Consider the following 20,622-nt stretch of genomic DNA (forward strand, 5'->3'; position numbering starts at 1 on the left):
ATCAGGGATTCAATAGCCCCTGCACGAAGCCCTCGATGTCGCCAACGTCAATGATTCCGTTTGAAGAAAAGTCGGCGTAGTAGAGGTCACTTGGCGTGCTCGAGCCCGCGAACAGTGCGGCTACAAAGGGCGAAATATCAAGACCATCGACTTCACCGTTGCCATCCATGTCCCCGTCCGGGAGGTGCAACGGAAACGTCCATGTGTCGCTGGAATTCCCGCCTGTCCACCCGCCGAAGGCGATTGTATTCAGCCGAGTACTGTCGTAAGCCATAACGTGCCCATTGCGAGCGCGAGGCGCTTCGCTGGACGAGACATTTGTCCAGATGATGCCGTCCCACTCCCACGTGTCGGACAGCAGACCGGAAGCTCCGACTCCTCCGAATAGCCTTGTGCCTTCTCGAAAAGCGTCATAAACCATCGCTTGGCGAGAGCGAGCGGAGGGGCTAATCGCGGGGCCGCGCAGTATCCAATTGGTTCCGTCCCACTCCCAGGTATCGCCAAAGTATGTTGCAGCCTCGCCTCCAAACAGCACTGTGACGCCGCGAGCACTATCGAAGGCAAGGCTGTGCCCCCCTCTGGAAGGAGGCTTGTTCGCAGGGCTTCGCTGTGTCCACGTCGTGCCGTTCCATTCCCAGGTGTCGTCAAGTACTGGGCTCCCATTCCCGCCGCCACCAAAAAGCACGGTAACGTTTCTTGCTGAATCGAATGCCATCGCATGAAGCCATCTCGCGGACGGCTTCACCGCGGGAGTTCGCAGCGTCCAGTTTGTTCCGTTCCACTCCCATGTTTCGTTATTCCCGCCTCCAATCCCTCCACCTCCGAAGAGCACAACGACATTCCGGGCGCTGTCAAAGGCCATCGCTGACCATCGGCGCGCGGATGGACTCGCAGCGGGAACGCGAAGAGTCCATATGCGCCCATCCCATTCCCATGTATCCGAGAATATGACACCGGTATTGATGTTGTAGCCGCCGAAAAGCACACCGCGCCCGCGGGCGTCATCGTAGGCCATCGAGTGCTGCGACCGTGCCGGGGGTGCATCCGGCACTCTGAGCGCCCAATCGCTGCCGTTCCATTCCCAGGTGTCGGACAGCATGATGTGCACGGTGAACTGAATGTCTTTGTACCCGCCGAAAAGAACCCCGGCGCCGCGCGACGAGTCAAACGCCATCGCGCCATAGCCTCTTGCGACCGGAAGCGTGGACGGATTGCGCATCGTCCATGTCGAGCCGTTCCACTCCCAGGCTTCATTCAGATATCCCGCGCTGTTCCTGCCCGCGACAACCGTCGTGACGTTGCGGACGCTATCGAAGATCATCGCATGGAACGCTCTTCCCGGAGGACTGTTCGGCGGGAAGCGCTGCGTCCATGTGCTTCCGTTCCACTCCCACGTATCCCCGAAATACGACGATGTGCCGGGATCAAGCCCGCCATACATGACGGAGACGTTTCGCGTCGGATCAAAGACCAGTGCGTGATTTGTCCGAGCCGGCGGATTCGTCGCAGGAGCGCGCTGCGACCATGCGGTTCCGTCCCACTCCCATGTGTCGTTCAGCGCGGAGGAGAATGTCCCGCCGCCATGCAGGACCGTCACGCCGCGGGCGAGATCGAAACTCATCGCATGGTTGGCGCGTGCCGACGGATTGCTCGCGGAATTTCGCTGCGTCCACGTCGAGCCATTCCATTCCCAGGTGTCGCCGAAGTAGCCGGCGCCGCCCTGACGCCCGCCACACAGCACGACAACGCCCCGCGCGGAGTCGTAAGCCATCGCGTGATATGCGCGTTCGGGAGGACTCGAAGCCGGATGAAGCTCGGTCCACCGGCTGCCGTTCCATTCCCAGGTGTCGTGCAAATATCCGATGGTCCCAAGCCCGTCGGTTGTGAACCCGCCAAACAGGATCGTGACGCCGCGAGCGCTGTCATAGGCCAGCGCGCAGCCTTCGCGGCGGACGGGCATTCTCTGGACCCAGTCCCCTTGCTGAGCGAGCGAGAGAGACGGAGCGATGGTTGAAGCGATCAGGACGCCAAGGAGGCTCAAGCCGGGTTTATTCATGGGGAGACCCTTCGTCAGCGTGCCGCGGGGCCGAAGGAGGCCGTTTCCCATCACCGGAATCATCGACCGGACCCGAAAGCACAGGCCTGTATTCCAACTATAGTTGGCAGACCGCCCCGGATGCAAGTCGTAGCCTTTACAATGTGCTAGGCGATGAATTACGCAAGGAACGGCTGAAGGCGAAACTGACGCAGGAAGAGCTTGCCGCCAGGGCCAAGGTCTCGCGCAACTACGTGAGCCTGCTGGAGTTGAACGAGAAGTCGCCAACGGTCCAGATGCTCTTCCGGCTCTGCCGCGTCCTCAGCGTCCGGCCGTCCGCCCTGATCGCCCGCGTCGAGCCGCGCGACGGGTTGTAGCGGCCCCGTTTCCGCGCTTGCCGGAACCCGCCACCTATTTCCAGCAGGCAATTTTTTAGAAGTGATCGCCGATTCGACCCAGTCGGATTTTTGGACTGACGCCGCGCAAATGGGGCCGACTCCGGCGAAATGGTCGGTCGGGGTGATGCCCTGATGTGGCGCCTGCTTCGTCTTTTCACTAAGCGGTGCGGGCAGAATTCAACAGCCCCCGCGCTTTGCTGACGGGGCATTTCGCAAAACAATCTCCCGTGATAATCTTGGGTTTCCAGCATCCTTGCCTCCGGGTCAGGGATCGGCACCTGCCGCATCGACCCGGCAGAGCTCGCAGTTTGGTGCGGGGTGGCGGTGGCCACCCAAGGGAGGAAACCCGCAATCTGGCTTAACGCTGACGAAGCAGGGCAAAGGATCGCAATGGACCGTCCGCTCGCATCATCATCACCATCAGAACAATAGCGATTGGAACGCCCGCATCGCACTACATGCAGGGAATCAACATCGTTCTAAGGGCAGTCATGACTTGCGGTTAGGGCATCAGCAACGTACGCTGCACGGGGAGCAGCGAACGCCTTTGGGCGGCAGCAGAAGGGCTCGCTTGGGACGCTGCTATGATGATCAAGGCCGGTCTTGGGACATTGCAGGGACTCATCGTCGGAGATCGTAATTCCATGGAAAGCGATAGTGAAAACTGCCTTCGGCGCGGCAAGCTAGTGGTATTCGAAGGCATTGACGCTTCGGGCAAGTCAACGCAGGTCAAGATGCTGTTGCGCGCACTGAACTCCCGAACCACTCCGCATGACTTCTTCAGCTTTCCTCGGACCGACGAACGCGGCTACGGCGAGGCGATAGCAATGTTCCTGCGCGGCGAATTCGGTACCGTCGAATCCGTGCATCCATATTTGATCGCCGCGCTTTTTGCCGGCGACCGGCTTGAAGCCAAACGACACATTGATCGCTCGTTGGCTTTTGGAAAGCTCGTCGTTATCGATAGGTACGTGTACTCGAATCTTGCGTTCCAAGCCGCGAAGCTCCGCGACCCGACTGCAAGGGATCGATTTCGGGAGTGGATTTCGTACATTGAGTGGGAGTGTAACAAGCTTCCAGTTCCCGACCTAACAGTCTTCTTCGACGTTCCATTCGAGTTTGTGCGTCGAAATCTCGATGCTCGGCGAGGCGAAGATCGTTCGTACTTAAACGGCATGACAGATATACACGAATCTGCCACTGATCTGCAAGCCATGGTGGCAGCGGAGTACCACACTCTTAGCGTTCGCGAAAAGGCATTTTGTACCATAACTTGCATGGGGGCAAACGGCGCAATGCGCAGCCCAGCAGAGATTCACCAAGATGTGCTTACGTTACTGATCGATTCACAGATTCTCAAAACACAGGCCGAATCATGCCTCTGAGCAGACATTTAGTGTTTGGCTTAATCGTGATCGTAATTCTTGCAGCGGGAACCATTTTCGTTCTGCTTGGCGGTCAGGTTAAGCCCGCGATCGGAACATCGTTGCTTGCCAGCGGATTTGTTGGGTTCCTCGAGCTAGTTTATCGATATGTCGTGCGCGAGGACACTCGCCGAACCGACGCTATGACCGCGGCTGGTCTTTTTTCTATCTTCGATCACCGCGACCTTGATCGTTACCACACGCTCATGCACGAGCGATGGCAAAGGCTTGACATCTTGGGATACTCCTTGAGAAACTTCTATGAGAGTTTTGGACAGACGCTCCTTGATCGCGCGCAGGCAGATAGCAAAATCTGCGTACGAATTCTAGTTGTAAACCCAGCCACCGCACAATCGAAAGCCAAGGAAGCAGCGGAAGGCCACGCAGCTGGTACCTTTGCGACGGCAATCGAAGCGATGAAAGTGAAATACAATAAGGTCGCCAACATTGAAATCCGCCTACTGGAAGAGGATTTTACAACCATGGTCTTCCGCATTGACGATGTGATGTTTGTCGGGCCGCAGTTTCAATCCCTTCCAAGTAAAGCCACACCGACGTTTGAGATGCAAAAGGGAAAGAATGCATGGCTTTTTCACGCGTATGAGCGAGAATTCGATGCACTGTGGAACCCGCGCGTCTTGCATGAGAAGAGAGGAGCCTGAAATGAGCGATGTACTTGACCAACTCCGCCGATTAGTGAATGCTGATCCCGCGCAAATTATTGTCACGATCAAATCAATCGAGGCTCAGATTCGAGAGCGAATAAGCGACCTTCGGAATATTGTCAATTGCGACACCCTCAGTCAAATCCAAAGCGGCCCAGCCGCTGACATTAGGTTGCTGCGTACAGCATTGATGGCAATCGTCGCAACGAACGTTTCTTTACACGACCCCAGTCAGAAGCCAATACAGTTGAAGAATCTCCGGGCCGCATGTCATGAGCTTGGAATTCGTTATGAAGAGGCCACAAGACTGACAGTATATGAAGATCGCTTAACGCATGTGCTTTTCGAAGTCGGGAGCATATGAGTTTGGACCTCTGCGACTACTTCACCACAAAGCAATCAGCCAGAGCCTCTTGGGCTTGCTCGGGCGAGCTCTGACCGAGTGTTGAGGGCGGAACCAGCGCCAAACAAATCGTTTCGCCTTTGGTGACCGTGCTCCCTACCCTCTTTCTCAAGACAGCGCCTCCCCGATTGGAGCCTGCCTCGCCCGCTATGGGAGTTTCGCGAAAGCCAAAATTCACGACATTCCCTAATTTGACTTGATCGATGACGCCGATCGTTCCACTTAGTCGCGCCGATACTTCACGAAATTCGAGGCCTTCCAAAAGCGATCGCGGGTTGGCACAAATCCTATCAGCATTCGAGCAACTAACTCCGTGAGCCATCATAAGCCGATGAAACGCCCGAAGTGGGGCTCCATCGCGTATGAGCGAATTGAGATAATCCCTTGTGTCGGGTGCGCTGACACTAGGCCACTCCGCATGTAGCAGCAATGTCGCCTGGTCCAGCACTCTTTGTCGTTGCACTTCGAGCAACTCGCCGTCGAATAAATCGTCCCCTTGACTACCCATTAGTACAAGTGCTTCACAAAGTTCAACGGAATTCCCAACCCCCGAACCTGTCAGCTGGTCATTAGAGTAGCACTTGATGTCAATGGCCATTCCCGAATTCGAGCAGACTTGCGCCAAACTATCCCCGATCGACACTGCTTCCCGTTCTGGACCAACAAATGCCCCCGCGCCGAACCTTACGTCAAACAATATTCGATGAACGGGTAACGCAAGATGTTTACTTGCTATGCTTGAGACAATAAGCGGCTTTGAGGCCACCGTTCCCGTTTCGCCGCGCAGCAGGTAAAGCTCGCGATCTGCCGGGCACACCCTAGGTCCAGTAGTGCACATTGCTACCCCGCACTCTTGGAGTAGCCGTTCCATATCGTCACCGGGGCTCGCAAACGAAAAGCCGGGAATCACGCTCAGTTTGTCCCATGTCCCCCCTGTGTGGCCTAATGATCGCCCCACAAGCGTTGAAGTCATTACGGGGAATCTCTCCTGTGATGCGGCAAGCAGGCTCGGCAGTATCAATGACACCTTTTCAGAGATCCCTCCCGTGGGATATCTACGTATTATTCGAGTGCGAGCGCGCTCCGCAAATGGTCGCGCGTCGAAAACAAGACCTGTACCCGTCATCGCCAGCGTTAGAGCAGCCGTGTCGCTATCAGAAAGTCCTTCAACGCAAATCAACGCAAGAACCAGAGAAACGACAGACGGTGGAGTATTGCCGTTCAGAAACCCATGCAAGAACGTAGAAAAGCAGGTGTGGCCGATTTCCAAATGAAGTACAAGACGTTTGAGGAGATCAAGTTCATTCGGGCGGACCAAAGCGCTCAACACGGGAAGTGTGGGAGCATCATGTGATGGCGATAGTAGTTCTGGATAAGCGAAGCAAAGGCAATGTCTAACAAAATCGTACTGCGCCATCAGACGCTGGAACAGCCGATCCTCGTTAACTGTGCGATTCTTGCGGAGAAGCTTCACGCAAAGAGTCATGCACTGTGCGTCGGAAATCCACGTATCCGTAAATGCATCGGTTGTTTGTGGCGATAGCTCGCCTAGGGAATCTAATTCCTGATAGGCATCCATGATCCATTGGGAGTTCATGAACCCGCGTCCTCCACAAGCTTGAGGCGACGCAGTTGCGAAATAATATGGATGGCCGTGGTCTCTGGTGAATCCAGCCCCTCGTCAACTAGCACTAGCGATGCCCCAGAGTTCACCGAAAAGGTCCTTGATGCCGCGAGAAACGCCTCTTGAGTGGGAAAGCTCGAGAGGAACAACGCATCGGAATCCATCTCTCTCCCGCGTTGTCGTAGTCGCGCCTTCCATTGATCGAGTGTCACTTGCAAGAATATAATACAGTCCGCATCCGGCAGAAGTTGGGAGTCGATGGCGCTCATCTCTTTCAGTACACGCAAGTAGGGCTCCGTAGGAGGAATAAGCCACTTCAGATGGGGGTGTTCAATGTAATAGGAGATCAGCTTATCGTAGTAGGAATCTACAATCGCAAACTTACCATCTCGTCTATCAGTGGCGGCAGTATACAATTGGGGAACCCGCATGGCCCGAAACCACGTTATGGCCGAGAAGCAGCCGAGTACATCGCGTCGCATGACCGCCGTGGGCCAGGAAGGCTCCTCCGGCTCAAGGTACAGTGTTGATCCACGAATCAGTCGCGCCAGCGCCGCGGCGGTAGTTGATTTCCCAGATCCGGGCAGACCCATGAAGGCAAGAAGGCGTCCACCGCTACGGGAGTCAGGCGCTATCATGATTCCGTTGTCCCAGATGGCCTCAACCCACGATCGCCAGTTGCGAAACGTCTTGACGGACCGCGCGGATTGCGCTGCATTGTGGTTCTAGCCAAAACATTTCTCAAGGGCGATTCGACCGCGATTCTTACCAACTGGTCTTACCGGTTAGCTCACAAGCTCACTAGCGACGTTCAACTCGGTAGAGGCACTCATCCAGGTCTGGGACGGCAATACAGACACGCTGGCCGCATCGATCGACCGCATACAGCGCACCGCCACCGACATTATCGCGGCGCTGCACGCGCCCGAACAGCAGGCGCACGCCGCTTGATTCTTTACCGCACCCCGGCGGCTCGCACCCGCCGGGGTTTCTTCGTGCTGGGGCAGCGCTACGAACATCGCGTGAATCCCGATTCAAGGCGGCGGTTGACATGTCTATCATGCTCCGATAGATAGATTCTGGAGCAGGAGGCCGGCAGGGTGTTCTATCAGCGATCCTATGAAATCGAACGACGACTTGAGGCTGTGCTTCGCCTGATCCGCAAAGGCAAGTTCTCGACGCCAAAGATTGCCAAGGAGATCGGCGTCTCGATACCCACGATTTCCCGTGACGTGACGGCACTCCGCCAGCGTGGGCACGAAATTCGCTCCGAGCGTGGTGGTGACGGCTGGCGGTATTGGCTTGAGGAATCAGCGACCAGCGAACGGAAGAAGGCGCGGAAGCAGCGCGGCACTGGCCACACGGCCGCGGAGGCGCACCGCGCATGACCAACTTCCACGCCAAGTACATCGCCCACGAGTTGACCCGCCGCTGCGCTTCCGACAGCGTGGAGAAGCTCACGGCCGTGCTTTCCGACGCCCAGGTGGACCTGAATCCCCACCAGATCGAGGCGGCGCTATTCGCCTTTCGCAATCCGCTCTCGCGCGGAGCGATACTCGCCGACGAAGTTGGACTCGGCAAAACCATTGAAGCCGGCCTGCTAATCGCACAGAAGTGGGCCGAGCTGCGCCGCCGCTTGCTCGTCATCGCGCCGGCCAATCTCCGCAAGCAGTGGAGCCAGGAGCTTGCCGACAAGTTCTTCCTGCCTTCCATGATCCTCGAGGCCCGCACGTTCAACGAGTGCATCCGCGCCGGAAATCTCAATCCGTTTCAACAGGATGCCGTCGTAATCTGTTCTTATCAATTCGCCCGCAAGATGGAGCCGTATGTTCGGCAGACGCAATGGGACCTTGTCGTGATCGACGAGGCCCATCGGCTCCGCAACGTTTACAAGCCGACAAATAAGATCGCAAACGCCATCAAGCAATCCCTGTTACCGTTCCGCAAGGTGCTGTTGACCGCGACGCCGCTGCAAAACTCCCTGCTGGAGCTTTACGGCCTGGTCAGCATCATCGACGAGTATTCCTTCGGCGATATCAAGACGTACCGCACGCGCTTCACGCGGCTCGGCAATGATGAGGATTTCGCCAACCTGAAGGAACGCCTAAAGCCAATCTGCAAGCGCACGCTCCGCAAGCAGGTTCTCGAATACGTCAAGTACACGAACCGGCACGCGCTCGTGCAGGAATTCGTGCCCACGCCCGAGGAGCAACGGCTCTACGATCTTGTCACGCAATACCTCCAGCAGCCTGCGCTCTACGCGCTGCCGGCCAGCCAGCGAACGCTCATGACGCTGATCCTACGGAAGCTGCTGGCCTCTTCGACCTACGCCATTTCCGACACGCTGAGCGGCCTAGCGTTCAAGCTGGAAACGGCGGCGCGAGATGCCGAAGCCGTCGAAGCGCCGCCGGAGCAACTGGTTGACGATTGGGAGGAAATCGACGAACTGGCCGACGAATGGGAGCCGGACGAAGACGAAGAACCGCAGCCCGACAAGCCGAAATACACGTCGGCCCAATTGGACGAAATGCGCAAAGAAACCGCGAAACTCCGAGAGTTTCACGCGCTAGCCAAGTCGATTGCCAAGAATTCCAAGGGCGAAGTGCTGCTCACGGCGCTGCGCCGAGGTTTCGCTGCCGCCGCCAAAGCGCAAGAGGGCGACGCCGCGATCCAGCAAAAGGCCCTTATCTTCACCGAATCGCGGCGCACGCAGGAATACTTGTTCCGAATCCTGGAAGAAACGGAATTCGCCGGCAAGGTGATGGTCTTCAACGGCACGAACAGCGACCCCGGCTCCAAGGAGATTTACCGTCGTTGGCTTGATCGCCACACAGGGACCGACCGCGTATCCGGTTCCCCTGCGTCCGACTTGCGGGCCGCACTCGTGGACCACTTCCGCGACGAAGCATCGATCATGATCGCCACCGAGGCCGCGGCCGAGGGCATAAACCTCCAGTTCTGCAATCTCGTCGTCAATTATGACCTGCCCTGGAACCCGCAGCGCATCGAGCAACGCATCGGCCGCTGCCACCGATATGGCCAGAAATTCGACGTGGTGGTCGTCAACTTCCTGAATAAGAACAACGCCGCCGATCAACGCGTGTACGAGTTGCTCGACACGAAATTCCGCCTGTTCAGCGGCGTGTTCGGCGCCAGCGACGAAGTGCTCGGCGCCGTCGAATCCGGCGTGGACTTCGAGAAACGCATCGCTGGCATCTATCAGAAATGCCGCACGCCGATGCAGATTCAATTCGAGTTTGACCAGCTACAACAGGAGCTTGATACCGAAATCGCCGCCGGCCAGCAGGATGCCCGCGAGAAACTGCTCGACAACTTCGACCAGGAAGTCGTCGAAAAGGTCCGCATCCAAAGCAGCGGCTTGCTGAACCGCTTCAACGAACGACTTTGGATTCTGACGCAGCACTTGCTGGACGGCTTCGCCCGCTTCGACGGAAACGAGTACAGCTTTTTTTTGACGAAGAACCCGTTCCCCGGTGAAACCATCCACCCCGGTCCCTATCGACTCGGCAAGCATGTCGAAGATGCCAACACCTACCGCATAGGCCATCCGCTCGCACAGCGCATCCTTGCCCAGGCGAAGGCCCTTGCCGTCGCGCCGGCCGAGGTGACGTTCGACCTGACGAATGGCGGAAAAAACATCGCCGTCCTCACCCCGTTAGTCGGTACGACAGGTTGGCTCACCTGCTCGCGTCTCAGCGTCAGTTCGCTCGACAGCGAGGAGCACCTGATACTCGCCGGATTCACCGAGGCGGGCGAGTCGCTCGATGACGGCCAATGCCGGCGGCTGTTCGACCTGCCGGGCCGAGCGGGCAGCGCCGTGGCAGTCCCTTCCAAGACGCAGGCTGCCTTGGCCGATGCCGTCGCTCGCCGGCAAAACGAACTTCTCTCAAGCCTCGCCGCCAAAAGTGGCGAGTGGTTTGACGCAGAAATGGACAAGCTCGATCGCTGGGCCGAGGATCGCCGGACGGCGCTTAAGGCGGAACTGGACGAACTCGACGAAGGCATCAAGGAAGCCAAGAAGTCGGCGCGGCTTGCGCCCAACCTGCCGGAAAAGCTCGAACTTCAGCGCAAGCTCCGTGGCCTGGAGACCAAACGCGACGAAGCGTGGCGCGCGTACGACGCCGCCAGCCGGGAGGTGGACCGACAGAAGGACGGCTTGCTCGACGAAATCGGCCGGCGGCTGGAGCAGAAGACCGAATGCGCCGAGTTGTTCTCGCTCCGCTGGAGGATTCTATGAAACGGGAGGCTTCATTATTGCTCGGAAAGGCTTGTGACTCTCTCTTGCTGAGCATTGAATTCTTCAACAGGCCGCACGATCGTGGCCGAACTGAAGCGGTATTGATCCTGTTGGACCACGCATTTGAAATGCTATTGAAGGCAAGCATCCTGCGGCAAGGTGGTCGCATTCGGGATAAGCGTGCACGAGAGACGATAGGTTTCGATGCTTGCGTGCGCCGAGGTCTCAGCGATGGCGATATCAAGTTTCTTTCCGATGAGCAAGCCCTTGTGCTGCAAACCATCAATGGGCTCCGTGATGCAGCCCAACATCATTTGTTGGACGTTTCCGAAGGCCAGCTCTACATGCACGCACAGGCCGGCGTGACCCTATTTCGCGATCTACTGAAGGCAGTCTTTGAGCAAGAATTACGCGATTGTCTTCCTGAACGAGTGCTCCCCGTATCTACATCCCCACCGACTGATTTAACGGCGCTATTTGATTCTGAAATCGCGGAAATCAAGAAGCTCCTTGGCCCACACAGTCGTCGAGGCATTGAGGCACAGGCTCGTCTTCGACCATTGGCCATTCTTGACGCGACAATTAAAGGCGAGAAGAGCCAGCCATCGCCGTCAGACCTGCGGAAGCTGGGAAGAGATTTGTCACGCGCTGCCAATTGGCAGCAGGTCTTTCATGGAGCGGCAGCCGTGCAGCTCTCGGCGACTGGCAATGGCCCAACCCTTTCATTGCGCTTGTCGAAAAAGCAAGGAATACCTGTTCAGCTGGTTCCAGAGGGAACGCCAGGCGCGTCCGTCGTCGCTGTCAAGCGCGTGGATGAACTCGGGTTTTATAATCTCGGGCTGGACCAACTTGCAGCGAGTGTCGGGCTATCAGCGCCCAAGACTACCGCGGTGATCCGAGAGCTTGACCTCCAAAGTGACGCTGAGTGCTTTAAGCAAATCACCATTGGCAAGTCAACGTTTAAGCGCTATTCGCAAAAGGCTATCAAGCGGGTTCTCGATGCTCTTCCACAGATTTCCATTGATGACGTATGGAAGAAGCACCGACCGCGCAAGCGCGCATGATGTATGGTAGCCACAAGTGAGAACGACAATGACAGGGGACACTGGGAAATGACCGAACCGGAAAAACTCGACCTCCGCTCGCACGACATCGCGGGCGAGAAGATTGCCGAACTGCTGCGGCTCTTCCCGGAAGTACGCACCGAGGGCGGCAAGCTCGACTTCGAGCGGCTCAAGCTCGCCCTTGGCCAAAGCGTGGACGTGGGCAAAGAGCGCTACGGCATGAACTGGCCGGGCAAAGCCGACTGCTTCAAGACCATTCAGACGCCGAGCGTCGCCGCGCTTCGCCCGTGCCCGGAGGAGAGCGTCAACTTCGAGACGAGCGAGAACCTTATCATCGAAGGCGACAATCTGGAGGTCCTCAAGCTCTTGCAGAAGTCGTATCTCGGCAAGGTCAAGATGATCTACATCGACCCGCCGTACAACACCGGCAACGACTTCATTTACCCAGATGACTTCTCGGAATCGCTCCGGACGTACCTCGAATTCACAGGTCAGGTCGATACGGAGGGCCGCAAGTTCGGGACAAATAGCGACACGGATGGACGTTTCCATTCAAAGTGGATGAACATGATGTATCCGCGGCTATATCTCGCCCGGAATCTGCTTCGCGATGACGGCGCAATCTTCATCAGTATCGCTGACCAGGAATACGACAATCTTCGCAAGCTATGTAATGAAGTGTTCGGTGAGGAAAATTTCCTGGCGACGGTCATTTGGCAGAAGATGTTCTCCCCCAAAAACACCGCAGCCTATTTCTCGGAAGACCATGACTACATTGTCGTCTACGCACGGTCAAAGGACTCATGGGAGCCAAGCCTGTTGCCACGATCTGAGGAGATCAAAGCACGGTACATGAACCCCGACAACGATCCGCGTGGGCCGTGGCTCTCGGGGGCGTTGCAGGCCCGCAACTATTACAGCAAAGGCGAGTACGAGGTTGTTAGCCCGACCGGAAAGAAGTTCTCGAATCCGAAAGGGACATATTGGCGGTTTTCGCGTGAGCGTTTTGATGAACTGAATCGTGACAAACGGATTTGGTGGGGCGAGTCCGGCGATAACGTCCCACGATTGAAGAGGTTTCTTACTGAAGTAAAGGAAGGGGTCGTCCCGCAAACGCTCTGGGACTACAAGCTAGTTGGACATACGCAGGAAGCGAAGGAAGAACTGCTCAGCCTGGTCAAGTTCGAACACAGCGAAAACGTCCTCAACTCAGTTAAGCCGTCCAGACTCCTGCGGCAGGCCATCAAGATCGCAACCAGCACATCAGAACCCGATATCGTTCTTGACTTCTTCGCCGGCAGCGGACCCACCGGCCAAGCGGTCATTGAGCAGAATCGAGAAGACGGTGGCAATCGCCAGTTCATCCTGGTGCAACTCCCCGAGCCGCTCCCGACACCAGAGCCTACGTTGAAAACTATCGCCGACATGTGCAAAGAGCGCGTTCAGCGTGTCATCAAGAAGGTGAGCGACGAGAACGCCGGTAGACTTGCTATGGACGCCGGCACAAAGCCAGATCTTGGATTCCGTATCTTCAAGCTGGCGGAATCGAGCTTCACCGAATGGGATGCCCGCGTTCAGCACGAGGCCGAAGCACTTCAAGAACAACTTGAACTTCACGTCGAGCACATTCGGGATGGGCGCACTGGGGACGACATTCTGTATGAACTATTGCTGAAGAGCGGCTTCCCGCTGACGACGCCGGTCGAGAAGAAGGCGATTGCCGGCAAGTCCGTCTACATCGTCGCCGGCGGCGCGCTGATTATCTGCCTGGAGCAGGCGCTCACGCTCGAACTGATCCGCGCCATCGCCGACGCCAAGCCCGAGCGCGTCGTCTGCTTGGACGCCGGCTTCGCCGGCAACGACCAGTTGAAGGCCAACGCCGTCCAGACGTTCAAGACCAAGGGCGTCACCAGCTTCAAGACCGTGTAGGAGGGGCGCGTTGATAATGGCACAAGAGCAACCCAAATTCGACCTTCCAGGCCGCGTGGATGCATATCTTGCAACTCTGAATAGGCTATACGAGCGCGCCAATGAGCCGCTATTGCGCGAGATCGTCGTAAACGGTGTCCTGTCAATTCATGAAGGCTGGGACTATGACAACTGGGATGGCGGCACTTACGGCCATGCCGTCACTCTTACCGTTCCCGAGGATATTTTCCTGCGCCTCATTGATACGAAGGACGAGGCTCAGTCGCGGATCGCGTCAGACCTGAACAAGCTCGACAACACCCGGAATGAGCATGTGAGCCAGGTGTTCATCGAGATGAGCACCGCTGAGCAGGATCGATGGCGGGAGGAGTCGGGAGTCTATCGGCCGCCGATGGCTTCACACTCTGTGCCAGCAGACGCGCTCAAGCGCATTTGGGGGCCGTATCACGTGCGCGTATTTCTGAGCCACAAGGCGACCGTCAAGGTTGAGACCTCTCAATTGAAACAATCCCTTGCCCAATGCGGGATCGGCGCCTTTGTAGCGCATGAGGACATCGAGCCGACGCAGGAATGGCAAAAGGAGATTGAGCGAGCGCTATTCAGCATGGATGCCCATGTAGCCCTGTTGTCCGCCGATTTCCACGACAGCAACTGGACCGATCAGGAGGTGGGAGTCGCAATCGGCCGCGGCGTTCCCCTCATCGCCGTGAGACTTGGCCTGGACCCGTACGGACTCATGGGAAAGGGACAAGGACTTGGCGGCTGTTCCTGGAAGGAGACCGACGCGATTGCGCTCAAGGTGTTTGACTTGCTCGGCAAGCGCCTCTCGGACCAATCGCGTTTGTTCGAGTGCGCCATTGCTGCCTATTCTCAATCGCGTAGTTGGGCAGAATCGGCGTGGAGTATCAAGCATCTGCTTGCAACGTTTCGGGAGCTTTCCGCAACTCAGGTTGATCGGCTGCTCGCCGCATATCGCGCGAACCCCCAAAACAAATACTCATTTGATGGAATGGACTTGCTACGTCCGCTCCTGAAGCAATGGACTGGGAAAGATTGGATCGTAAGCGACAACGAGCTGGTATTGCCGCAGCCTGCCGAGACGGAGATTCCATTCTGATGGCTCACTGCATGATTATTCACAAGTGACCCGCGAGGACCCGATGCCCGAATTCGACAATCTCAGGGAAGCTCGATTGAGGCCAAGGGCAACTATTCGAAGAATTCGAATAGTTCGAGGAGCATGGCGCTTCGCCAACTCTCCGAGAAAATTGGAGAGTTCAAGTTCGACGCCGAACTGGCCATTGCCTCAGAAAACTGGTAGCTGAAGCCCATGAAACTGCAATTCGACGCCAACCAGCCGTTCCAGCTTGACGCGATTGCCGCGCTCACCGACGTGTTTGACGGCCAGCCGCAGGGCGCGCCGGAATACGCCGTCATCAACATGGGCGATTGGGGCGCGGCGGGCGACCTGCTTGCCGGCCAGGAGCGGACCGAGCTTGGCGTCGGAAACCAGATGCTCCTGTCGGCCGACAAGCTGCTGCAAAACGTCCGCACCATACAAGCCCGCAACGATATCGAGGTGCCTGACACGGCTGCGCCCCTGGAGGCGTGGGACTTGTTTGACGGCCCGGCAAATGCCGCCAGGGCCTGTCCGCACTTCTCGGTCGAAATGGAGACCGGCACCGGCAAGACATACGTCTATCTCCGCACGGTGTTCGAGCTTTCCCGCCGCTACGGCTTCCAGAAGTTCATCATCGTCGTGCCCAGTGTGGCGATCCGCGAGGGAGTGCTCAAGAACATCGAGATTACCGCCGAGCACTTCCGGGCGATCTACAACAATCTGCCCTTCGAGCACTTCGTTTACGATGCCAAGAAAGTCAATAAGCTACGGCAGTTTGCCATCAGCAACACGCTCCAGATTCTCGTCATCAACATCGACGCCTTTCGCAAGAACTTCACCGGTACCGAAGCCGAGCAGAAGAGCAACGTCATTTACAAGGAAAGCGACCGGCTTTCCGGCCGGCAGCCGATCGAGTTCGTCCAGGCGGCACGGCCCATCGTCATCATCGACGAGCCGCAAAGCGTCGATTCGACCGAGAAGGCGCAGGAGGCCATCCGGGCGCTGAATCCGCTTTGCACGCTCCGCTACTCTGCGACCCACCGCAATCCGTACAACCTTGTGTACCGGCTCGACCCTGTGCGGGCCTTCGAGCTTCGGCTCGTAAAGCAGATCGTGGTCGGCAGCGCCGTTGCCGACGGCGGCGCCAACGATGCCTTCGTCCGGGTCGAGAAGATTGACTACAAGCCCGGCATCAAGGCCAAGCTCCGCATCCACGTCCAGTCGGCAGACGGCCCGAAGGAAAAGTCGGTCACGGTGAAGAACGGAGCCGACCTGTTTTCGGTGTCCGAGGAGCGCGCCGCCTATCGGCAGGGATTCGAGATTGCCGAGATCAACGCCGAACCGGGCAGCGAGTACATCCGCTTCACCAGCGGCCGCGTAATGCGGCTCGGCGAAGAAATCGGCGGCCTCCGCGACGACGTATGGCGGGCACAGATCAAGCACACGATTAAGAAGCACCTGGAGAAGGAACTTCAACTACGCGACCGCGGCGTCAAAGTGCTGAGCCTGTTCTTCATCGACCGAGTCGCCAACTACCGCGATTACAACGGAGACGGCAAGCCGGTGATGGGAAAGTTTGCCGAGGCGTTTGAAGCGGCGCTCGCCGAATTCGCCAAGGAGGAACGCTACAAGGGACTGCCGCTGTTCAAGCACGCTGTCGAAAAGCTGCATGACGGCTACTTCGCCCAGGACAAGAAGGGCGTGCTGAAAGACACGCGCGGCGATACCCAAGCCGACGACGAGGTTTACAACCTCATCATGAAGGACAAGGAGCGGCTACTCGCAGAAGAAGAGCCGCTGCGCTTCATTTTCAGCCATTCGGCGCTTCGCGAGGGCTGGGATAATCCCAACGTCTTTCAGATTTGCACGCTGAATGAGACGCGCTCCGCGCTCAAGAAGCGACAAGAGATCGGCCGCGGCCTGCGCCTGCCGGTCAACCAACACGGGCAGCGTGTGTTCGACGATTCGATCAACAAACTGTTCGTCATGGCGAACGAGAGCTATGAGGACTTCGCGAAGGCGCTCCAGACAGAATACGAGGACGATTGCGGCGTTACGTTTGGCAAGGTGCCGATTACCGCCATCGCCCGGTTGACTCAGGTCATCGAAGGCGAAGAAAAGCCCATCGGCCGAGAGGCCGCCGAGGCGATCAAGAAGTCGCTCGTCGGGCAGAAGATGATCGACGGGGAAGGGCGCTTGCAGCCGGCATTCGACCCCAAGCGGCCGGATTTCAAGATCGAACTGCCCGCGCCGCACAAGGAACTTGCCCCCGCTGTCGTGGACCTGCTCGCGAGCTACCAGATCGAGCGGCACATCCGCCGCGAGAAGCAGGAAGGCCCCAACCGGCTTCGCAAGGAAGTGCAAATCAGCCCGGAATTCAAGGCGTTGTGGGATCGAATCAAGCCCAAGACGATGTACCGTGTTGAGTTCAAGACCGACGAGCTTGTCGGCGCCGCCGTCGCCACGATCAAGAAGATGCCCAGGATCGAGGCGGCGAGAATCCGTGTGACGGCCGGGCAGGTGGGCGTTGTGCGGGGCGGCGTGACTGCGACTGCCATCAGCGCCGCCGAGGAGCAGGTCGCATTTGGCAACCGGCCAGTGCCGGACGTGCTCGCGTACCTCCAGAACGAGACGGAATTGACCCGCTCGTCGCTTGTCCGGATTCTCAAAGAATCCGGCCGGCTGTCTGAATTCTTCGTGGACCCGCAGCGCTTCATGGACGCCGTCGCCGGCATCCTCAAGCACGAACTTCACCGACTGCTTGTGGACGGCATCAAATACGAGAAAATCGGCGGGCAAGGTCCGGACGCCGAGTGGGAGATGTTGCTTTTCAAGAACGAGGAGCTAATCAACTACCTCACGGCGCTTCAGGTCCAGCACTCGGTGTACGAGTACGTCGTCTATGATTCTGAAGTCGAAAGGGAATTCGCCCGCAAGCTGGACCAGCGCGAGGACATCAAGGTGTTCGTCAAGCTCCCCAACTGGTTCGAGATTGACACGCCCGTCGGCAAGTACAATCCCGACTGGGCCATCGTGAAGCACGACGGCCAGGCCCTGTACCTCGTGCGCGAGACCAAGGGAACCAAGGACTTCCTGAAACTCCGCACCAGCGAGGCCGACAAAGTCCGCTGTGGGCAGAAGCACTTCGAGACGCTCGGCGTGCCGTTTAACGTGGTCGTATCGGCGGACGACGTATAGGTAAGGCTCGCTGTGGATTCTCCGAAATCGTGGGAGACGAGGTATGTCGATGGAGATGGACCTTGAGGGATTCGTACAGGGAAGCGTTCCCCTAGCTCCTACGCCGCCCCAAAAATGCCTGCTGCCTCTGTACGAGGCCATCAGCAATTCGATCCACAGCATCCATACGCTTCACAAAGACAATCGTCAAGTCAGGGGCCGGATCGAGATCATGATTCACCGGGACAAGAGCCAAGGAGTGTTACGGCACAAGGATGAGCAGAAAATCGATCTTCACCCAATCGAAGGGTTCACGATTATTGACAACGGAATTGGTTTCGACACAGCTAATTTCGACTCATTCAAGACCGCATTCTCACAATTGAAACGCCATTTGGGTGCCAAAGGACGTGGCCGCTTCATGTGGTTAAAGGTCTTCGCTCGCGCACATGTGGACAGTATCTTTTCCCATGATGGCGAACAAGCACATCGCAAGTTCACATTTACATTGAAGGATGGCTGTACAGGTGGCAAGACTCCAACGTCGGCTAAGGGATCACACCGAAAGACCGTCGTCAGGCTGGAGCGGATGCTCTCGCCCTTCAAGGATCATTGCCCCAAACACACCGAAGCAATTGCCGGACACATAGTTCGACGCTTCGTGCAGTATCTAGCGCTTCCAACGTCGCCCACGATGTTGCTTACAGACGACGACACGAGCTTTCAGATCGTCCTGAATGATTGGTTCGACAACCTCAAGCTCAAGAACGAACACACGCACTTCAGGGTCAATGACAACGACTTCGAATTGAATCACCTGCTTCTTAAGAAACAAGGCGACCTTAAGCACGAACTCCATTTTTGCGCTCATAAGCAAGCGGTTGCAACTGAGGCACTGGATGCTCGTCTTCCCGATCTGCGCTCGCCACTTTCTGAGGCAGGCACCGCCGTTATTTACCACGGATATATTTCAAGTTCTACCCTCGATGAGTCTGTGAACCCCGAACGAACAGATTTCGACAAAATCGCGGACAGCACACTCCCGCATTCCGGCGCAATTCCGTGGAACGCAATCGTGGATCATTCCGTCGCGGAGGCGGCCAAGTTTCTTGATCCCTACACGCAGACGATCAGGGCCGAGAAGGACCGCCGCGTGACAGAATATGTGCAAACGCAGGCCCCTTGGTATCGGCATGTTGTCACACAGAAGCCCGAAGTCGTCGCGGCAATACCGCCCGGCGCATCTTCCAACGACATTGACATCGCCCTATATCAGGGATCCAAAGCCATCGAATTTGAATTACGTAGACAGGCAAGTGAGTTGCTCCAGGCTGGCGAGGCCGCCGACGATCCTGACGACTACCGTAAGAAGTTGGATCAATTCCTTGAGCAGTTCGGTGATGTTGGCCGGGATCAACTCGCGAAGTACGTAGCGCATCGAAAGGCAATCCTCTCGTTTCTATTTGACCGACTTAGGCTGCGGGCCGATGGGAAACATCATTTCGAGAAGGACATCCACCAGGTCATTTTTCCGATGCGCGCCACGTCAGACGACGTGGAGCCTGATCGCATGAACCTCTGGATCATTGATGAGCGGCTGGCGTTCCACTACTACCTAGCGTCCGACAAACCGTTGAAGTCTATCGACCCCATCACGATCGACAGCGGCAAGGAGCTGGATTTGCTTATTTTCGATCGGCCATTCTTCTTTGGTGAAGGGGACGTCGATATTGGAGCTGCAGTAATCATCGAGTTCAAACGGCCGATGACCGATGATCGCGACCCAATTCGTCAAGTGTTCGGCTATGTCCGAACAATCCGCACCGGAACCGTGACGAAGGACGGCCGCACGCTCAAAGTGAAACCAGGGACACCCTTCTACGCTTACATTCTGTGTGATCTCACAGCAAGAATGCGAGAATACGCTGAGGATGCCGGCTTGAAAGTCACTCCCGATGACGAAGGATTCATCGGCTTCAATACGACCCATGAGGTGTACCTTGAGGTGATCTCGTATCAAAAAGCGATATCCGACGCGCGCAAACGGAACGCCATCCTGTTTCACAAGCTCGGACTTCCGCCAGATCTGAAGAAGCCGGCGCCGACGGAGACTGAAACGAGCGACACTCAACATCGAGTTGTGCCTGCCGACCAAAGCGCGGATAGTTCCGTAGTCGATGTATGAGCGGCAAATTCACCCTGAGTAGATGGCTCACTCTGTCAGCGCAAAGCGCCGGGCAGCCTTTTCGGGATGCAGACCGCTCCGGCTCGGGGCATTCGCCCGAGCGTTTATCAACCCGAAGGGACCTGCGGGAGCCGGCTGCTCATCGACGCCGTCAGAAGCTGTTGGCTAGACGGCTCCCGCCGTGACGCGGATCAGCGTCCGTGACCTGTCGGTTTTGCACCCAAAAGGCTCTACCGTTTTTATACCGCTTTTAGCTTTCGATACCGCGTTCTCACGCGAAAAAACGCGATGCCGTGCGAAGGATTGCGAAACGCGAATCAGGTTGCTAAGCTGCTGGCAG

Annotated in this window: 14 protein-coding genes; 11 read left to right on the forward strand and 3 right to left on the reverse strand. The window is 57.1% G+C overall.

What is annotated here, in order from left to right; all coding sequences use genetic code 11:
* Position 1: 1 nt before the first annotated feature.
* Positions 2 to 2,056 carry a hypothetical protein gene (locus VJZ71_11015; protein HKQ48590.1) on the reverse strand — a complete coding sequence of 685 codons (2,055 nt, stop codon included), beginning with the start codon at positions 2,054 to 2,056 and terminating at the stop codon, positions 2 to 4.
* A 143-nt stretch (positions 2,057 to 2,199) separates the two neighbouring features.
* On the opposite strand from VJZ71_11015, the gene VJZ71_11020 reads away from it, so the two are divergent.
* The 4 genes from VJZ71_11020 to VJZ71_11035 all read left to right on the forward strand — a co-directional run bounded on the left by VJZ71_11020 (position 2,200) and on the right by VJZ71_11035 (position 4,886).
* A complete protein-coding gene (locus tag VJZ71_11020; GenBank protein HKQ48591.1) occupies positions 2,200 to 2,412 on the forward strand; it encodes a helix-turn-helix transcriptional regulator in 213 nt (70 codons plus the stop codon).
* 605 nt (positions 2,413 to 3,017) lie between these two features.
* Positions 3,018 to 3,818, forward strand: a complete 801-nt coding sequence (locus VJZ71_11025; protein HKQ48592.1) for a thymidylate kinase — start codon at positions 3,018 to 3,020, stop codon at positions 3,816 to 3,818.
* 26 nt (positions 3,819 to 3,844) lie between these two features.
* Positions 3,845 to 4,519, forward strand: coding sequence for a hypothetical protein (locus VJZ71_11030; protein ID HKQ48593.1), 675 nt, complete (start codon positions 3,845 to 3,847; stop codon positions 4,517 to 4,519).
* A 1-nt stretch (position 4,520) separates the two neighbouring features.
* A complete protein-coding gene (locus VJZ71_11035; protein HKQ48594.1) occupies positions 4,521 to 4,886 on the forward strand; it encodes a hypothetical protein in 366 nt (121 codons plus the stop codon).
* Positions 4,887 to 4,902: 16 nt separating this feature from the next.
* On the opposite strand, the gene VJZ71_11040 is transcribed toward VJZ71_11035, so the two are convergent.
* Positions 4,903 to 6,522, reverse strand: coding sequence for a hypothetical protein (locus VJZ71_11040; GenBank protein ID HKQ48595.1), 1,620 nt, complete (start codon positions 6,520 to 6,522; stop codon positions 4,903 to 4,905).
* Positions 6,519 to 7,187, reverse strand: coding sequence for a hypothetical protein (locus VJZ71_11045; protein ID HKQ48596.1), 669 nt, complete (start codon positions 7,185 to 7,187; stop codon positions 6,519 to 6,521). The genes VJZ71_11040 and VJZ71_11045 overlap by 4 nt, the downstream gene beginning before the upstream one ends.
* A gap of 462 nt (positions 7,188 to 7,649) precedes the next feature.
* Between VJZ71_11045 and VJZ71_11050 the strand changes: the two genes are divergently transcribed.
* The 7 genes from VJZ71_11050 (at position 7,650) to VJZ71_11080 (ending at position 20,282) form a co-directional block, all read left to right on the forward strand.
* Complete coding sequence (locus tag VJZ71_11050) at positions 7,650 to 7,937, forward strand: HTH domain-containing protein (GenBank protein HKQ48597.1); 288 nt, start codon at positions 7,650 to 7,652, stop codon at positions 7,935 to 7,937.
* Positions 7,934 to 10,807 (forward strand): SNF2-related protein, encoded by a 2,874-nt coding sequence (locus VJZ71_11055; protein HKQ48598.1) that lies wholly within the window; start codon positions 7,934 to 7,936, stop codon positions 10,805 to 10,807. Before VJZ71_11050 ends, VJZ71_11055 begins: the two co-directional genes overlap by 4 nt.
* The gene (locus VJZ71_11060) at positions 10,804 to 11,871 is read left to right on the forward strand and encodes a DUF3644 domain-containing protein (GenBank protein HKQ48599.1); all 1,068 of its coding nucleotides are present in this window, start codon (positions 10,804 to 10,806) and stop codon (positions 11,869 to 11,871) included. Before VJZ71_11055 ends, VJZ71_11060 begins: the two co-directional genes overlap by 4 nt.
* Positions 11,872 to 11,919: 48 nt before the next feature.
* Complete coding sequence (locus VJZ71_11065; GenBank protein HKQ48600.1) at positions 11,920 to 13,800, forward strand: site-specific DNA-methyltransferase; 1,881 nt, start codon at positions 11,920 to 11,922, stop codon at positions 13,798 to 13,800.
* Between the two features lie 16 nt (positions 13,801 to 13,816).
* Positions 13,817 to 14,917 (forward strand): toll/interleukin-1 receptor domain-containing protein, encoded by a 1,101-nt coding sequence (locus VJZ71_11070; protein HKQ48601.1) that lies wholly within the window; start codon positions 13,817 to 13,819, stop codon positions 14,915 to 14,917.
* A 213-nt stretch (positions 14,918 to 15,130) separates the two neighbouring features.
* Positions 15,131 to 18,118, forward strand: coding sequence for a DEAD/DEAH box helicase family protein (locus VJZ71_11075; protein HKQ48602.1), 2,988 nt, complete (start codon positions 15,131 to 15,133; stop codon positions 18,116 to 18,118).
* Positions 18,119 to 18,161: 43 nt separating this feature from the next.
* The gene (locus tag VJZ71_11080; GenBank protein ID HKQ48603.1) at positions 18,162 to 20,282 is read left to right on the forward strand and encodes a hypothetical protein; all 2,121 of its coding nucleotides are present in this window, start codon (positions 18,162 to 18,164) and stop codon (positions 20,280 to 20,282) included.
* Positions 20,283 to 20,622: the final 340 nt, after the last annotated feature.

This window comes from Phycisphaerae bacterium (assembly GCA_035275405.1).
GTDB lineage: Bacteria > Planctomycetota > Phycisphaerae > UBA1845 > UTPLA1 > DATEMU01.